The 14219-nt window shown below is 68.1% G+C and carries 8 protein-coding genes; 7 read left to right on the top strand and 1 reads right to left on the bottom strand.

Features of this window, described 5'->3' with window-relative positions; translation table 11 throughout:
* Nucleotides 1-5: 5 nt before the first annotated feature.
* Nucleotides 6-794, bottom strand: a complete 789-nt coding sequence (locus HUA74_RS40080; RefSeq protein ID WP_174458809.1) for a diguanylate cyclase — start codon at nucleotides 792-794, stop codon at nucleotides 6-8.
* 189 nt (nucleotides 795-983) lie between these two features.
* Here HUA74_RS40080 and HUA74_RS40075 point away from each other — a divergent pair, with 189 nt between their 5' ends.
* The 7 genes from HUA74_RS40075 to HUA74_RS40045 all read left to right on the top strand — a co-directional run bounded on the left by HUA74_RS40075 (nucleotide 984) and on the right by HUA74_RS40045 (nucleotide 14167).
* Nucleotides 984-2330 (top strand): family 16 glycosylhydrolase, encoded by a 1347-nt coding sequence (locus HUA74_RS40075; RefSeq protein WP_174458808.1) that lies wholly within the window; start codon nucleotides 984-986, stop codon nucleotides 2328-2330.
* A gap of 325 nt (nucleotides 2331-2655) precedes the next feature.
* The gene (locus HUA74_RS40070; protein ID WP_174458807.1) at nucleotides 2656-5967 is read left to right on the top strand and encodes an RCC1 repeat-containing protein; all 3312 of its coding nucleotides are present in this window, start codon (nucleotides 2656-2658) and stop codon (nucleotides 5965-5967) included.
* A gap of 185 nt (nucleotides 5968-6152) precedes the next feature.
* Nucleotides 6153-9077, top strand: a complete 2925-nt coding sequence (locus HUA74_RS40065; RefSeq protein WP_174458806.1) for an alpha/beta fold hydrolase — start codon at nucleotides 6153-6155, stop codon at nucleotides 9075-9077.
* 20 nt (nucleotides 9078-9097) lie between these two features.
* The gene (locus HUA74_RS40060) at nucleotides 9098-10636 is read left to right on the top strand and encodes a class I adenylate-forming enzyme family protein (protein WP_174458805.1); all 1539 of its coding nucleotides are present in this window, start codon (nucleotides 9098-9100) and stop codon (nucleotides 10634-10636) included.
* On the top strand, nucleotides 10633-11919 hold the full coding sequence (locus HUA74_RS40055; protein WP_174458804.1) for a type III PLP-dependent enzyme: 1287 nt from the start codon (nucleotides 10633-10635) through the stop codon (nucleotides 11917-11919). Before HUA74_RS40060 ends, HUA74_RS40055 begins: the two co-directional genes overlap by 4 nt.
* The gene (locus HUA74_RS40050; RefSeq protein WP_121763088.1) at nucleotides 11916-12176 is read left to right on the top strand and encodes a phosphopantetheine-binding protein; all 261 of its coding nucleotides are present in this window, start codon (nucleotides 11916-11918) and stop codon (nucleotides 12174-12176) included. Before HUA74_RS40055 ends, HUA74_RS40050 begins: the two co-directional genes overlap by 4 nt.
* Complete coding sequence (locus HUA74_RS40045; protein WP_174458803.1) at nucleotides 12173-14167, top strand: AarF/ABC1/UbiB kinase family protein; 1995 nt, start codon at nucleotides 12173-12175, stop codon at nucleotides 14165-14167. The genes HUA74_RS40050 and HUA74_RS40045 overlap by 4 nt, the downstream gene beginning before the upstream one ends.
* Nucleotides 14168-14219: the final 52 nt, after the last annotated feature.

The raw sequence follows: 14219 nt of genomic DNA, 5'->3' as shown, positions 1-14219 counted from the left end.
CGCCTTCAGTGCGCTTCGATGACGGACGGCGCATGAGGGCTGTGCGCCGCCAGCGCTTCGGGAATCACCACCGGCTCGTGGGGCGCGACCTTCCAGGGAGGCAGCGCCTCACCCAGGCGCTGGGCGCGGATGCAGCGCCACAGCTCGTTCGCGTACGGCAGCACGATGGTGGCGCCGATGCCGAGCAGGATGTTGCGCAGGTAGCCCGCGGGGAGCCGCTGCTTCTTCAGCGCGAAGCGCCACCGTCCCTTGCGACCGCCGATGCCCCAGATGGCCAGGAACTGGTCCCAGTGCAGGCAGACGATGGAGGACACGGCCATGAAGGGCAGCACCTCCAGGAAGCTGTGCGTGTGCTGCTCGCGCGGCTCCACGTCCCGCTGGTGGTTGATGGCATAGGCCACGTCCGCGAAGGCCGTCGCCTCGTGCGCCAGCGAGTGTCCCAGCATGACGGAGAGGGTGAGCGGGTTGATCTCCATCAACAACCCCATCATCACCGGCACGCCCACCTCGGTCATCATCAGGCAGTGGATGAGTGACTCGCCCGCGCCGCTGGTGTGTTCGATATCCGTGCGCTTGTGCCACACCCAGTCCACCACGCCCGGCACCAGCCACGCCGGCAGCATGAAGTAGAGCAGCACCCGCCGCGTCGCCGACTCCACGTCCGTGGCTCCGGAGGGGATGCGCAGCCGGGGCCTGTGGAGGTAGCCGCGCGCGGCGCGGGCCAGCTTGAACCGCCAGCTCCGATGCCCCCAGGGCGTGGTGACTTCACGGAACATTGCCGTCGCGCTGCTCATGACTTCCCCCACTCCCGCATCTCTCGGGTGCCACTGGATGGATGTGTCAGAAGCTAGGCATTGCCCCCACTCACACCACCGAGCGTCGGCCGGTCAGGAGGGCGCCAGCAGGCCACGACGAACCTGCAAGGAAGTTGGAAATGCTGTTATTTCTCGAAATGGAGGTCTCACTCATTCCGGGAGGTACGCATGGCAGGACGGACCGAGACGTGGCTGGTGGCGGCGGGGCTGGTGCTGGGCGGCTGTGGAAGTGAGGTGGCGGTGGAGCCCGAGCCGGTGCCGCTGGCGAGCCAGGCGCAGAAGGAGCAGGCGTACGACCCGGGGGCGGGTTGGAACCTGGTGTGGCAGGACGACTTCGGCGGCACGGGTTTGAACGCGGCGAACTGGAACGTGCTGACGAGCAACCACGACCCCGTCACCAACAACTGCAACTTCGGCACGGGGGAGCTGGAGTTCCCCCGCGCGCAGAACGTCACGGTGAGCGGGGGCAAGCTCATCCTCACCGCCGAGCGGACGACGGATGGGCCGTATGACTCGCGCTGCGCGGGGTATGGGCCGCGCTCGTTCTATTCGGGGCGCATCCACACCAAGGGCAAGGTGGAGCGGCGCTACGGCAAGCTCGTCGCCAGCATCAAGGTGCCGTCCGGGTACGGCATGTGGCCGGCGTTCTGGACGCTGGGGGCGAACATCTCCAACGTCGGCTGGCCGGCGAGCGGCGAAATCGACATCCTGGAGTGGCACTCCAACGAGCCGTCGTGGATGAAGGTCGCCACGCACTCGTCCAACGGTGTGCAGCACTGGGGCTCGGGAGCCAACCGGGGCTACAGCCTGGCGGATGCCTTCCACATCTACGAGGTGGAGTGGGCCGCGGACCGCATGGTGTTCAAGCTGGACAACCAGGTCCGGGCGAACGCGGACTTCTTCCACAATGACCCGGCGTTCCAGCAGAGCCACTACATCCTGCTGAACCTGGCCCTGGGTGGGAACTGGTACAACAACACCTCGCCCGCCGCCGTCGACCTGCCGCTGGGGCAGCGCAAGACGATGGAGGTGGAGTGGGTGCGCTGGTACCAGGCGGGCAGCTCCAGTGGCGTCTCGCTGGCCAATCCGGGCTTCGAGGCGGACATGAGTGGCTGGTCGACCTGGAGCCCCAACGGCACCGAGGCGGCGGACTTCAGCGAGACGTACAATGGCGGCCACTCGGGCAGTTACCACCTGTCGCACTGGACCAACGCGACGCCCTTCGAGGTGTGGACCTTTCAGGCCGTGTCGGGGCTGGCGTCGGGCAACTACAAGGTCCGTGCGTGGGTTCGCAAGGGGGGCTCGTTCGAGCTGGCGCGCATCCAGGCGAAGACGTGCGGCTCCTGCGCACCGGCCTTCACGGAGCTGGGGACGTATGGCGCGTGGACGCTGGTGGAGTCTCCCGCCATCTCCGTCACCGGCGGCTACCTGGAGCTGGGGTTCCACACCCGGGCGACCACGGGCAACGGCGCCAACTTCATCCACATGGATGACGTGGAGCTGGTGCGCCTGTAGCCAATGACTGAGGGGTGGAGCGCGAGTCCGGCTCCACCCCTAAGTGCTACTGTGTGACGAAAGTATCAGACAGGTGAAGAGGTCCCCGTTGGGCTGATGCGGGGCAGGGGTGCGGCGTCCTGGGCCAGCGAGAGGACGCGGTCCCATGCCGTACCGGGTTCCGGGCACCCTCATCCAAGTACCGGGCGATGTTCCGAAAGACCCGCCTCGGTTTCCGGGATGGGTTTCCTTTTCCAGACTTATTCATGCTTAGTTTGAATAATTTGACTTCCGTGCGAGGCGCTCGCCTCACTGGAGTGTTCGCACGGTGCTGGGGAGGGAACCGATGAGACGTGAAGAGAAGATGTCGCGTGGCCCGGCGGCCTGGGCGTGTCTGTTGTTGTTGTGCGGGCCGTGGGCCCTGGGCTGTACGGAGCCTGTTTCACGGGAGCCTTCCTCGCCCGAAGTAGGGACGGTGAAGGCCGCCGAGGGGCTTCCGAGAAATCAAACCGTCTCGGCGGGTCGGCTCCACTCGCTGGTGCTGCGGCCGGATGGAACGGCGTGGAGCTGGGGCGCGAATACGTTCGGACAACTGGGAGATGGCACCACGCGGACCCATGGAACGCCCGTGCGGGTCTGGGGGCTGTCGTCGGTGAGCATCGTCTCCGCGGGAGACCTGCACTCGCTGGCGCTGAAGGCGGACGGCACGGTGTGGGCCTGGGGGAACAACGAGCGGGGACAGCTGGGGCTTGGTGACACCGCGATGCGCCTGTCGCCTGTGCGCGTCCCCGGGCTCACGGACGTGGTGCGGATTGTCGCGGGCTTCTCGCACTCGCTGGCGCTGAAGGCGGACGGCACGGTGTGGGCCTGGGGCAACAATGCGACCGGCCAGCTCGGTGACGGCACCACCACGCAGCGGCTTCTTCCCGTAGCTGTTCCCGGCCTGCTGGGCGTGTCCGAAATTGGCGCGGGCAACTCACACTCGCTGGCGCTCAAGGCGGACGGCACGGCGTGGACGTGGGGTGCGAACGCGGATGGGCAACTCGGTGACGGTGGCGTCACGCAGCGAGTCGTCCCGGGCCAGGTGCCGGGCCTGACGACGGTGGTGGCCATCGTGGGCGGCGGCTCGCACTCGATGGCGTTGAAGGTCGATGGAACGGTGTGGGCTTGGGGGCAGAACGCCTTCGGCCAGCTCGGCGATGGGACGACGACGGGGCGCCCCGCTCCCGTGCAGGCGCTGGGGATGTCGAACGTGACGGCGGTGGCGGGTGGGGGACAGCACTCGCTGGTGCTGAAGTCGGACGGCACGGTGTGGGGCTGGGGCGGCAATGCACGCGGTCAGTTGGGCGATGGCACGACGACGCAGCGTCCCTCTCCCGTGCCCGTGCAAGTCACCACGGGCGTGCTGGGCGTCGCGGCGGGCGGAGGACAGCACTCGGTCGCGATGAGGGCCGGGGGCGAGGTCTGGTCCTGGGGAAACAACGCGGACGGGCAGGTGGGGGATGGCACCCGGCTGCTCAGGACGGAGCCCACGCGAGCGGCCGCCATGTCCGTGCGCGTGGAGACCGCGGCTGGAACGAATCACTCGTTGGCGATGAATCCAGACGGCTCGGTGTGGGCCTGGGGCTCCAACAACTTCGGACAACTGGGTGACGGTTCGACGACGCATCGGGCCGCTCCGGTGCAGGTGGTGGGACTTGGCGTGGACGTCCTGGCGCTCGCGGCGGGGCGCGGTTTCTCCCTGGCCTTGAAGACCGATGGCACCGTCTGGACGTGGGGCGAAAACGCCAGCGGTCAGCTTGGGAATGGGACGACCACCGCGCGAAGTGTCCCCGAGCAGGTCGCGGGGTTGAACGATGTCGTGAGCGTCTCGGCGGGCGACAACCATGCGCTCGTCGTGAAAGCGGATGGGACGGTGTGGTCCTGGGGCTCCAATCAATCAGGGCAGTTGGGAGACGGCGGCACCACTTCTCGTGGAGTGCCCGCCCAGGTCCCCGGACTCACCGCCATGGTGGAGGTGGTGGGCGGCAACTCCCACTCCCTGGCGCTGAAGCGGGACGGAACGGTGTGGGCATGGGGTAGCAACGGGTTTGGACAGTTGGGGGATGGCACGACGACCCAGCGGCTTCTTCCCGTGGCCGTACCGGGCTTGACGGGCGTGGTGTCCCTCTCCTCGAAGTACCTCCACTCCATGGCCTTGCGAATGGATGGCACCGTCTGGGCATGGGGCTACAACTACACGGGGCAGCTCGGAGACGGCTCCACCACGCAGCGACTGGTGGCCACGCGGGTCCTCGGCCTCACGGATGTCTCCGCCATCCGAGCGGGAAGCTCCTATTCCGCGGCGCTGAAGTCGGATGGCACCGTGTGGACCTGGGGTTTCAATTCTTCGGGGCAGTTGGGGGATGGCACCACGAACCAACGCCTGGCGGCGGGACGTGTCGTGGGTCTGGTGAATGTGATGTCGCTCGCCGCGGGGGATGCTCACCTCCTCGCGGCCCGGGACGACAACACCTTGTGGGCCTGGGGCTCGGGCACCTCGGGGCAGGTGGGTGACGGCGTCTCCGCCATGTCGCTGGCGCCGACGAAGACCTTGTTCTCCGGGGCGCGAGCCACCAGCGCGAGCTTGTCCTACTCGCTGGCGGTACGGGGAGACGGCACGGTGTGGAGCTGGGGGACCAATTCGTCGAACGGTGTGCTGGGGGATGGCAGCACGGTGGTGCGGCGAACCCCCGTCTCCGCCAGCGGCCTTTCGAATGTGCTGAGCCTGGATGCCGGTCCCAATCATGCATTGGCGCTCCGCGCGGGCGGCATCGTCTGGGCCTGGGGCTACAACACGTCGGGACAACTGGGGCAGGGGCAGAACAGCGCGCCGGTGTTCCTGTCGCCCGCATGGGTGCCGACGCTGACCAACGCGGTGGCCGTCGCCGCCGGTGATTGGCACTCGTTCGCGCTTCGGGCGGACGGCACCGTCTGGGCCTGGGGCGAGAACTGGCAGGGCCAGCTCGGTGACGGCACTGCCACGAACACGCGGTACTCACCAGTGATGGTGGCCAACCTCTCCGGCGTCGTGGCCATCTCCGCCCGGCGCAATCACGCCCTCGCGCTCAAGGCAGACGGAACCGTCTGGAGCTGGGGCTTCAACACCCAGGGGCAGCTCGGAGACGGGACCCTCACGAGCCGTCAAGCTCCCGTGCCTGTGGGTGGCCTGTCGAATGTGCTCGCCATCGACACCGGGGATTCCTTCTCCGTGGCGTTGAAGTCAGACGGGACGGTGTGGACGTGGGGGCAGAACAGCGCGGGGCAGTTGGGGGATGGCGGCAATCTCAACCGCCTGGTGCCCACGCAGGTGCTCGGGTTGACCCGAGTCGCCTCCGTGACGGCGGGAGCCCAACATGTACTGGCTTTGATGGCGGATGGCACGGTGCGCTCGTGGGGCGCCAACAGCGCGGGGCAGCTCGGCGATGGGAGCAATGCCGCGCGGAACCTGCCGGTGGTCGTGCCGGGCCTCACGGGCGTGCTGTCTGTCATGGCGGGCGACCAGCACTCGCTGGCCATTCGCGATGACCGGACGCTGTGGGGCTGGGGCCTCAACCTCCATGGCCAGCTGGGCAACGGCGTTCTGCCGCACCGCACCTTGCCTGTGAACGTCTGGTAACGCATACATGAGGCGTGGGTCCCGGGGGCGTCGTCCCCTCCCGGGACTCTGTCGAGAATCGTATGGTTCAATCGCCTTGCGATGCAATCAATGTCATACGAGACAATCCGTAATCGTGTTGACAGGTCGCGATATGCCCCGCATAAGGTTGGCTGCATTTGCAGCCCTACCCAGCGGAGCGGCCCATGGGTGCGACATATGCGAATCCCCTGGAGTATGACGGACGAGAGCTTCGTCCCACCCGGCTTCTCCTCACCGGGGGCACGGGGTTCCTGGGAAGCCACTTCCTCCTCTGGCGACTGAGGGCAGGGGGACGGCTCTTCGTCCTGGTTCGTGGCACGTCGCCGGAGCATGCGCGCGAGAGACTCCTGGAATCTCTCGCGGAGGCCGCGGCCTCGTATGACGTCCCCGTTCCATTGGAGGCCGTCGAAAAGAATGTCGTCTGCCTCGTCGGCGACATCACCCTCCCGCTCTGTGGCCTCTCACCCGAGGACCTGGGGCGACTGGAAGAGGCGCGGCTGGAGGAGGTGTGGCATTCCGCGGCCAGCCTCGCGTATGAGAATCGCCACCGGGACAAAATCCATGCACACAATTGCATCGGGACGAGAAACATCCTGGAGGTCGCGCGGAAGGTAGGGGCCGAGAGGTTTGTCTATGTCTCCACCGCCTACACGGCGGGCACCCGGCGCGGAGTGATTCCCGAAGCGCTGCATCCGGAACCCACGGGCGGTGCCGCGGACTTCAACAACTACTACGAGGAGAGCAAGGCGCAGGCGGAGCGCGAGGTCTCTCGTGCCTGTGAGGAGTCCGGTCGCGCCTACAGCATCGTCCGTCCCTCGGTCATCATCGGCCCCAGCGCGAGCCGACGCAGTGGGGGGACGCGGTTCGGAATCTATGGCTTCGTGCGGGAGCTGTACCGGCTGCGCCGGGAGCTGGCGCAAGTCACGGACCCGCTGCGGCTGCTGGGGCACGAGGGCGCGGGCGTCAACATGGTGCCCGTGGACCACGTGGTGCTGGACATGCTCCGGCTGAGCGCCACCCGGTTCGAGGGCGGGCCGGTGCATCACCTGGTGGGGCCCGTGGAGCTTCCGGCCACGGGGATGGTGGACCGGATGTCCCATGCGCTCCGGCTGCCCATCCTCAGCTTCACCACGCACCGTGAGACGGAAGCGTCCCCGATTGAACAGCTGTTCGATTTGCGCGGCGCCTTCTACGCAAGCTACGGCCTGAACCCGAAGCGGTTCGCCCGCGCGCTCCCTCCGCACCCGCCGCTCTCCCTCGCGGACCTGGATGTCTACCTTTCGAGCTATCTCGCGGAGCTGGCGCGCGAGCGCGAAGGGCTGGTGTTCACCCCCGTGCAGGTTCGCGCCCCGGATGGGGCGGAGGTGTGTGCCTTCACCCGGGGGGACCCCGCGCGCCCGGTGCTGGTCCTCTGCAACGCCTACGCGATGCCCGAGGAGTTCCTGGCGCCGCTCGCGCAGCGGCTGGCCCAGAACTGGCGGGTGGTGACGTGGAACACCCGCTGGCTGCCCACGCCGACGCCGGACTTCAATCCCTCTCAGTGTGACTCCAGCGTCCATGTGGCGGACCTGGTCGCCGTGCTCGACCGGCTGGGAATCTCCCGGGTGGAGACGGTGGTGGGCTGGAGCAGTGGCGCGCAGGTGGCGCTGCGCGCGCTGGCCGAGCACCCCGAGCGCTTCGCGAGCGGCGTGCTGCTCAACGGGACGGTATCGCTGGCGGCGACCGCGGACCACCCGATGACGTCCTTCGAGAAGAACCTCCGCCAGCTCTTCCCCCAGATTGCCGCCAACCCCCGGGTGGCGGAGCGCTACTGCAAGCTGATTTTCGGAGGCAGCCCCGGAGCCGAGGCGTCGAACAGCGAGGACCGGAAGGTGGTGGCCAGCGTCCTCACCTCCACGGACCCCCACCTGCTCTACATGACCAGCGTGCCGTTCCGCACGCCGTCCAGTCTCTTCCGATACGCGAACATGGTCTGCGCGCTCTTCCGCGAGCGGGAGGACGCCTGGACGTCCTCCGTGAAGCAGCCCGTGCTCGTCTTCGGAGGTGGAGCGGATGCCATCTCGCACCCGGACCAGGTGGCGCTCCTGGCCTCCCGGCTCGTCGGCGCGAAGACAGTGCTCCAGCCGACCGCGGACCACTTCTCCCATTTCTATGACGAAGGGATGGCCACCATGATTGAGGACTTCGCCCAGCACGCGCCCTCCGGGGCGCTTCCCGTGGAGCCTTCCGGGGATGGTTTCGCGCGCACCCTGGAGCGGCTGATTCACCTCTCCAACGCGGACACCTCCAATCCCTTTCGGGAGCTCGTCTGGGAGAAGTCCCTCCCCGAGGACCAGCCCTGGATGAGCCCGGAGCTGCTCTCCGTCCATGGCACGCCCTGGGCCCAGAAGCTGACGCAGGAGCAGCTCCTGCGGCTCAGCAAGTGGGAGTGCATCAACTTCTTCAGCCTGAACGTGACGGGCATCCGCGAGCTGCTCACGGAGATGATCAGTCGCATCCACACCCCCGGCTACGAGGTGTCCTCCGAATACCTCCACCACCTGGTGCTCGAGGAGAATGAGCACATGTGGTACTTCTCGCGGTTCTGCCTGACGTACGGCGGAAAGATATACAAGGACCGCCGCATCCGTTACGACACCTTCCCCGAGACGGACATCAAGGAGTTCCTGGCCTTCGCCACGGTGCTGGTGTTCGAGGAGATTGTCGACGGCTACAACAGCCACATGGCGAAGGACATGCGTCTGCCGCCCTTCGTGCGTGAAATCAACCGGCTGCACCACTCGGATGAGACACGCCACATCAGCTACGGGCGGTTGAACATCGAGCGGCTCCACCAGGGGCTGCGGGCGAAGCACGGCGTAGAGCGACTGCGGGACGTGGAGCGCGCGCTCAAGCGCTTCATGCTCACGTCGATGCAGAAGCTCTACAACCCGGACATCTACAAGGACGTGGGGCTGCCCGAGCCGCTGAAGCTTCGCAACGAGCTGCTGGCCCATCCCGAGCGCGTGGCCTTCAACGAGCGCATCCTCTCGAAGACAACGAGGTTCATGGTGAAGAAGGAAATCTTCACCGACGACCGGCTGTCCTGACCTGTCTGGGAGAGACACGCATGTCACCCCATCACCTCTGCGGTTTGCTGGAAGAAGCCGAGCGCCATCATGGGGACCGGCTGTTCTTGTCCGACGACCGGGCCTCGCTCACCTATGCCCAGCTCGCCACGGCCACCCGGCGTCTGGGGGGCTGGCTTTCACGCCAGGGTTTCCGGCGGGGAGACAGGGCCGTCATCCTCACCCGCAACCGCGCGGAGGCGGCCCTGGCCGCGTTCGCGACGGCGCGGCTGGGCGGCATCTTCGCGGTGCTGCATGGCGCGATTCGCGAGCCGGGCCTGCGGAGGATTCTGGAGCAGGTGACGCCCACCGTGGCCTTCCTGGACGAGTCCACCGCGCACCTCGCGCCTGCCTTCGCCGACGTGCCCATCGTCTGGGTGGGGGAGGGCGCGGAGCCGGCCTCGGGAATGCGGCTGTCGCGCATCCTGGACAGCGAGCCCGCGGAGTGTCCGCCCTTCTCGGGTGTGGACGTGGATCCGGTCTGTCTCATCTACACGTCCGGCTCCACGGGAGCGCCGCGCGGCGTGACGCTCAGCCACGACAACATCCTCTTCGTGGTGGCCGCCATCCAGGAGCGGCTCCAGTACCGCGCCGAGGACGTGGTGGGCGTTTTCCTGCCGCTCTCGTTCGACTACGGCCTGTATCAGGTGTTCCTCGCCGCGCAGGTGGGGGCGGGCGTGTTCGTCGGGAGCGCGGAGCTGGCCGGGCCGGCGCTGGTCACCACGCTGGAGCGACAGCGGGTCACCGTGCTTCCCGGCGTGCCCACGTTGTTCGCCGCGTTGCTCAAGCTGCTCGGCCGGAGTGGGGCGGGCGCGCTCCGCTTGAGGGCGCTCACCAACACGGGCGCGCATCTGCCGGCCAGCCACGTGGAGCATCTCCGGCGTCAACTGCCGGGAGTCTCGGTGTTCCCCATGTATGGACTGACCGAGTGCAAGCGCGTCTCCATCCTCCTGCCCGAGGAGTTGGAGGCACACCCGGGCTCGGTGGGGCGCGCGCTGCCCGGCACGGAGGCGATGATTCTGGACGAGCAGGGCCATGTGCTTCCGCCAGGCGAAGTGGGGGAGCTGGTCATCCAGGGGCGCCACGTCGCGCTCGGGTACTGGCGGGCGCCGGAGGAGACCGCGCTGCGCTATCGCGTGCACCCGCGCGGGCTGGGCCGCGTGCTGTTCTCCGGTGACCTGTTCCGGATGGACGCGGAGGGCTTCCTCCAGTTCGTCGGGCGCCGGGACTTCCTCCTCAAGCGCCGGGGCTTCCGGATGCACCCGCTCGAAATCGAAGAGGTGGCCTGCGGGCTGCCCGGTGTCGCGGAGGCGGGCGTGGTGCAAGAGGCGCAGGTCGACCGGTTGCACCTCTTCGTCACCTCCCTCCCAGGCGCGCCGCCGCCGCGCGAGGCCGGGCTGCTCGATGCGCTCGCCAGTCGCCTGGAGCCCTACAAGGTTCCGGACCAGGTGCACTGGGTGCCAGAGCTGCCGAGGACGGCCAACGGCAAGCTGGACCGGGCGGCCCTCGCGAGTCTGCTGACGGCGGGAGGACAGCCATGAGCGCGCCGATGAGTCCGCACCTGGCGGCTCGGGCCGCGGCATGGTTGGAGATGTACGGCTCGCCCCTCTACGTCTACGACCTGGGGGACGTGGAGCGGCGCACGCGCGAGCTCATGTCCGTCCTGCCAGAGGGCAGCCGGGTGTTGTTCTCGCTCAAGGCCAACCCGCTTCCGGCGATGGCGGAGGCGCTCTGCCGGCTCGGCTGCGATGCGGAGGTGTCGTCGCCTGGAGAGCTGGCGGTGGCGGTGGCCGCGGGCTTCGCTCCGGAGCGGGTGCTCTACTCCGGCCCGGGCAAGAGCGCCGACGAGGTGCGTGGGGCGCTCGGCGCTGGCGTGACGCGCTTCTCCGCCGAGTCGTGGACGGACCTGGAGCGCATCGACCGGGCCGCGCGAGCCGCTCGGCTTCGGGCGCGAGTCCTCCTGCGCGTCAACCCGGATGCGCCTCCCGTGGCCCGGCTGGCGATGAGTGGCGTGAGCAGCCAGTTCGGTCTCGACGAGGCGGAGTGGCGCGAGGGCCGCGCACGCGTGGCCGCGCTCGGTGCCGTCGAGCTGATGGGGTTGCACATCTACCAGGGCACCCAGCTCGCGGATATTCCCGCGCTGCTCTCCGCGCTGCGGGTGGCGCTGGAGGTGGGGGAGTCGCTCTCCAGTGCGTTCGAGCTCCCCTTCCAGGTGATGGACCTGGGGGGCGGATTCCCCTGGCCCTTCGCCACGCCCGGTGTCGGACCGGAGCTGGCATCCCTGCAGGGGCCGCTCGCGCAACTGGCCGCGGAGCGACGGAGGACCGCGTCCGCTTCGCTGTGGTTCGAGTCGGGGCGTCGCCTCTGCGGCTCCTCGGGCACGCTCTGGTCGACGGTGATGGACGTGAAGCGCTCGAAGGGCAAGCAGTACGTCGTCCTCGACAGTGGCATCCACCACCTGGGCGGCATGTCGGGGCTGGGGCGGGTGCCGCTGGTCGGCATCGGCGTCGCGCGGGCGGGCGGGGAGGTGGAGCCCGGAGTGCTGGAGGAGGTCAATGTGGTGGGGCCGCTGTGTACGCCGCTGGATTGCTTCGCGCGCAATCTCAAGCTGCCGCCGCTCCGGGTGGGAGACAGGGTGTTCATCCCCAACGTCGGAGCCTATGGGGCGACCGCGAGCCTCACGGGGTTCCTGAGCCGACCGCCGCCGTTGGAGCTGGTCCACCGGGACGGGGAGGTCATCGCGGTGCACCGGCTGCGCTGGGGACACGAGCCCCACACGCGCTTGCCCATCCAGGGGTCGCTTTCGTCGGAGGAGACACGATGAATACGGACGAGGTCAGGACCAGGCTCATCGAGGTGCTTCGCGAGTTCCTTCCCCGCGTGGCGCCCGACGAACCGGTGGAGATGGCGCGCCCCTGCAACGAGATGGGGCTGGACTCGATGAACGCCATCAACCTGATGCTCGCGCTCGAGGGAGCGTTCGAGATTTCCTTCCCGGACGCGCTCCTCACCGCGGAGACCTTCCACTCCCCGGCGAGCCTGGAGACCATCGTCCATCAACTGCGCGGCGCCGCCCAGTGAGCTCGCTCCGCGCCGTCCCAGAGAAGGTGGAGCTGGCGCGGCCGGTGAAGGAGGCGGCCCCCTCCTCACCGGCGCGCGTCCCCATGGCGCGCGAGCAGCGGGTGTCCTCGGCGGTCGACCGCTGGCGCAAGCACGAGGCGCAGGACTCGAGAATCGAGGCGGCCAAGGCGTTGGGGCAGCAGCTCCGGGCGCGGTCCTGGGAGGCCCCGCCCACGCCCCACCAGCGCGAGGCGGAGCAGTACCGCGCCAGCATTGGCAAGACGTTGCTCCAATTGGGCGTCTGGATTTTCGGGGCCCTGTGGTTGCTGGTGAGAATCGGCGCGGACGTGCTCCGGAGGCGAGACTCCATCCAGTCGCGAGGCCAGCACCTGCGGCGCCTGATTGAGCGAGCGGGGGGGACGTGGATCAAGCTGGGCCAGCAGATGGCCATCCGCGTGGACCTGCTCCCGTATCCGGTGGCGCAGGAGCTGGAGAAGATGCTCGACGCCGCGCCGCCCATTCCCTTCTCCCAGGTGCGCGAAATCGTCGAGCGGTCCCTCCAGCGGCCGATAGCAGAGGTGTTCTCCGAGTTGAGCGCGGCGCCCGTGGGCTCCGGCTCCGTCGCCTGTGTCTACCGCGCGGTGTTGCATGGCGGGGAGGAGGTGGCGGTGAAGGTCCGCCGGCCCGGAGTCGGCTCGCTCTTCGCCGCGGACATGCGCGCGCTGGGGTGGATTCTCGGGCTCGCGGAGCTGTGGTTCGTTCCTCCCGGTTACTCGCGTCAGTTGCTCCACGAGCTGAGCACCATGCTCTACGAGGAGCTCGATTTCGTCCGGGAGGCCCGCTACACGGAGCTCTTCCAGGACCGGATGGACAAGCTGGGCCAGCGCTTCGTGCGCTCGCCGCGCGTTTATGGCGAGCTGTCCAACCACGAGGTGCTGGTCACCGAGTTCGTCTCCGGCATCTGGCTCAAGGACCTCATCTCCGCGGCCGAGCGCAAGGATGAGCCGGGGCTGTCGTCGCTCGCCACGCTGGGCATCGTGCCCCGCAAGGTGGCCCGCAGGCTGCTCAAGATTGCCCGCCTCTGCGCCCAGGAGGGGCTCTTCTTCCACGCGGACCTGCACCCGGCGAACGTGATGGTGCAACCGGACAGCCGGCTGGTGCTCATCGACTTTGGGTCCTGCGGCGCCTTCACGGCGAGGGAGCGTCGGGTGTGGCGCGAAATCGCGGACGCGCAGGCGAACGAGGACGTGGGGCGGATGGTGTCCGCGGTGCTCGCGCTGCTCGAACCCCTGCCCGCGGTGGACGTGGAGGAGTTCTCCCGCAAGCTGGAGGGCATCTTCTGGCAGGACCTCTATGCGAACAAGAGTCGCACCTCGCGCTGGTGGGAGCGCACCTCCGCCAACCTCTGGATAGGGTTCTTCAAGCTGGCCCAGGAGTACAGGGTCCCGATGAACCTCAACACCTTGCGGATGATTCGCTCCACCATGCTCTCCGACAGCCTGGCGGCCCGGTTGGAACCCCGCATAGACCATTATCGGGAGTACCGCCGGTACGAGGTGCAGCTCGGCCGACGGATGCGAGAGCGATTGAACCGGAAACTGGACAGTCTGTCCGAGGACCGCTCGTTCATTCGCTACGAACAGTTCTACGAAGCGGCTGTGGCCGGCTTCTATCGAGTCCAGCGCTTCCTCGACTCCTCGACCTATCGGTTCGCGGTGACGGAGCGGACCGTCTCTTTCGCCCTGTCGCAGGCGCTGCGGGCGGGGAGCTGGCTGTTGCTGGGGGCGCTGACGGTTCGCGTGGGGGCGGCGGTGGTGGGAATCACCCGGCGAGGGCAGGGTGCGGGCGAGGCGTTCGCCACGGAGGTGTTGTCTGGCCAGGCCTGGAGCCAGACGCTGCTCAGTCCCCTGTTCCTGGGCGCGGTGCTACTTGCCTTGGCGGTGACGCTGCGAGGCATCAGCTTCAGGCTCTCGGATAAGGACCGAGAAGCGGGCTCACGCACCGCGCTCTGACTGGCCCGCACGTGGGCGGCAGGGCCCGGACAACATGAAGGGAGAATACTGA

It is taken from the genome of Myxococcus sp. CA051A, from assembly GCF_013336705.1.
GTDB lineage: Bacteria > Myxococcota > Myxococcia > Myxococcales > Myxococcaceae > Myxococcus > Myxococcus llanfairpwllgwyngyllgogerychwyrndrobwllllantysiliogogogochensis.
Note: the sequence above shows the minus strand (reverse complement) of the source record. Positions and strands in the feature narration are given on the sequence as shown.

Coding starts and splice junctions, on each gene's coding strand:
- HUA74_RS40060 (WP_174458805.1), top strand. CDS start 9,098: ATGTCACCCCATCACCTCTGCGGTTTGCTGGAAGAAGCCGAGCGCCAT.
- HUA74_RS40080 (WP_174458809.1), bottom strand. CDS start 794: ATGAGCAGCGCGACGGCAATGTTCCGTGAAGTCACCACGCCCTGGGGG.
- HUA74_RS40075 (WP_174458808.1), top strand. CDS start 984: ATGGCAGGACGGACCGAGACGTGGCTGGTGGCGGCGGGGCTGGTGCTG.
- HUA74_RS40070 (WP_174458807.1), top strand. CDS start 2,656: ATGAGACGTGAAGAGAAGATGTCGCGTGGCCCGGCGGCCTGGGCGTGT.
- HUA74_RS40065 (WP_174458806.1), top strand. CDS start 6,153: ATGGGTGCGACATATGCGAATCCCCTGGAGTATGACGGACGAGAGCTT.
- HUA74_RS40050 (WP_121763088.1), top strand. CDS start 11,916: ATGAATACGGACGAGGTCAGGACCAGGCTCATCGAGGTGCTTCGCGAG.
- HUA74_RS40055 (WP_174458804.1), top strand. CDS start 10,633: ATGAGCGCGCCGATGAGTCCGCACCTGGCGGCTCGGGCCGCGGCATGG.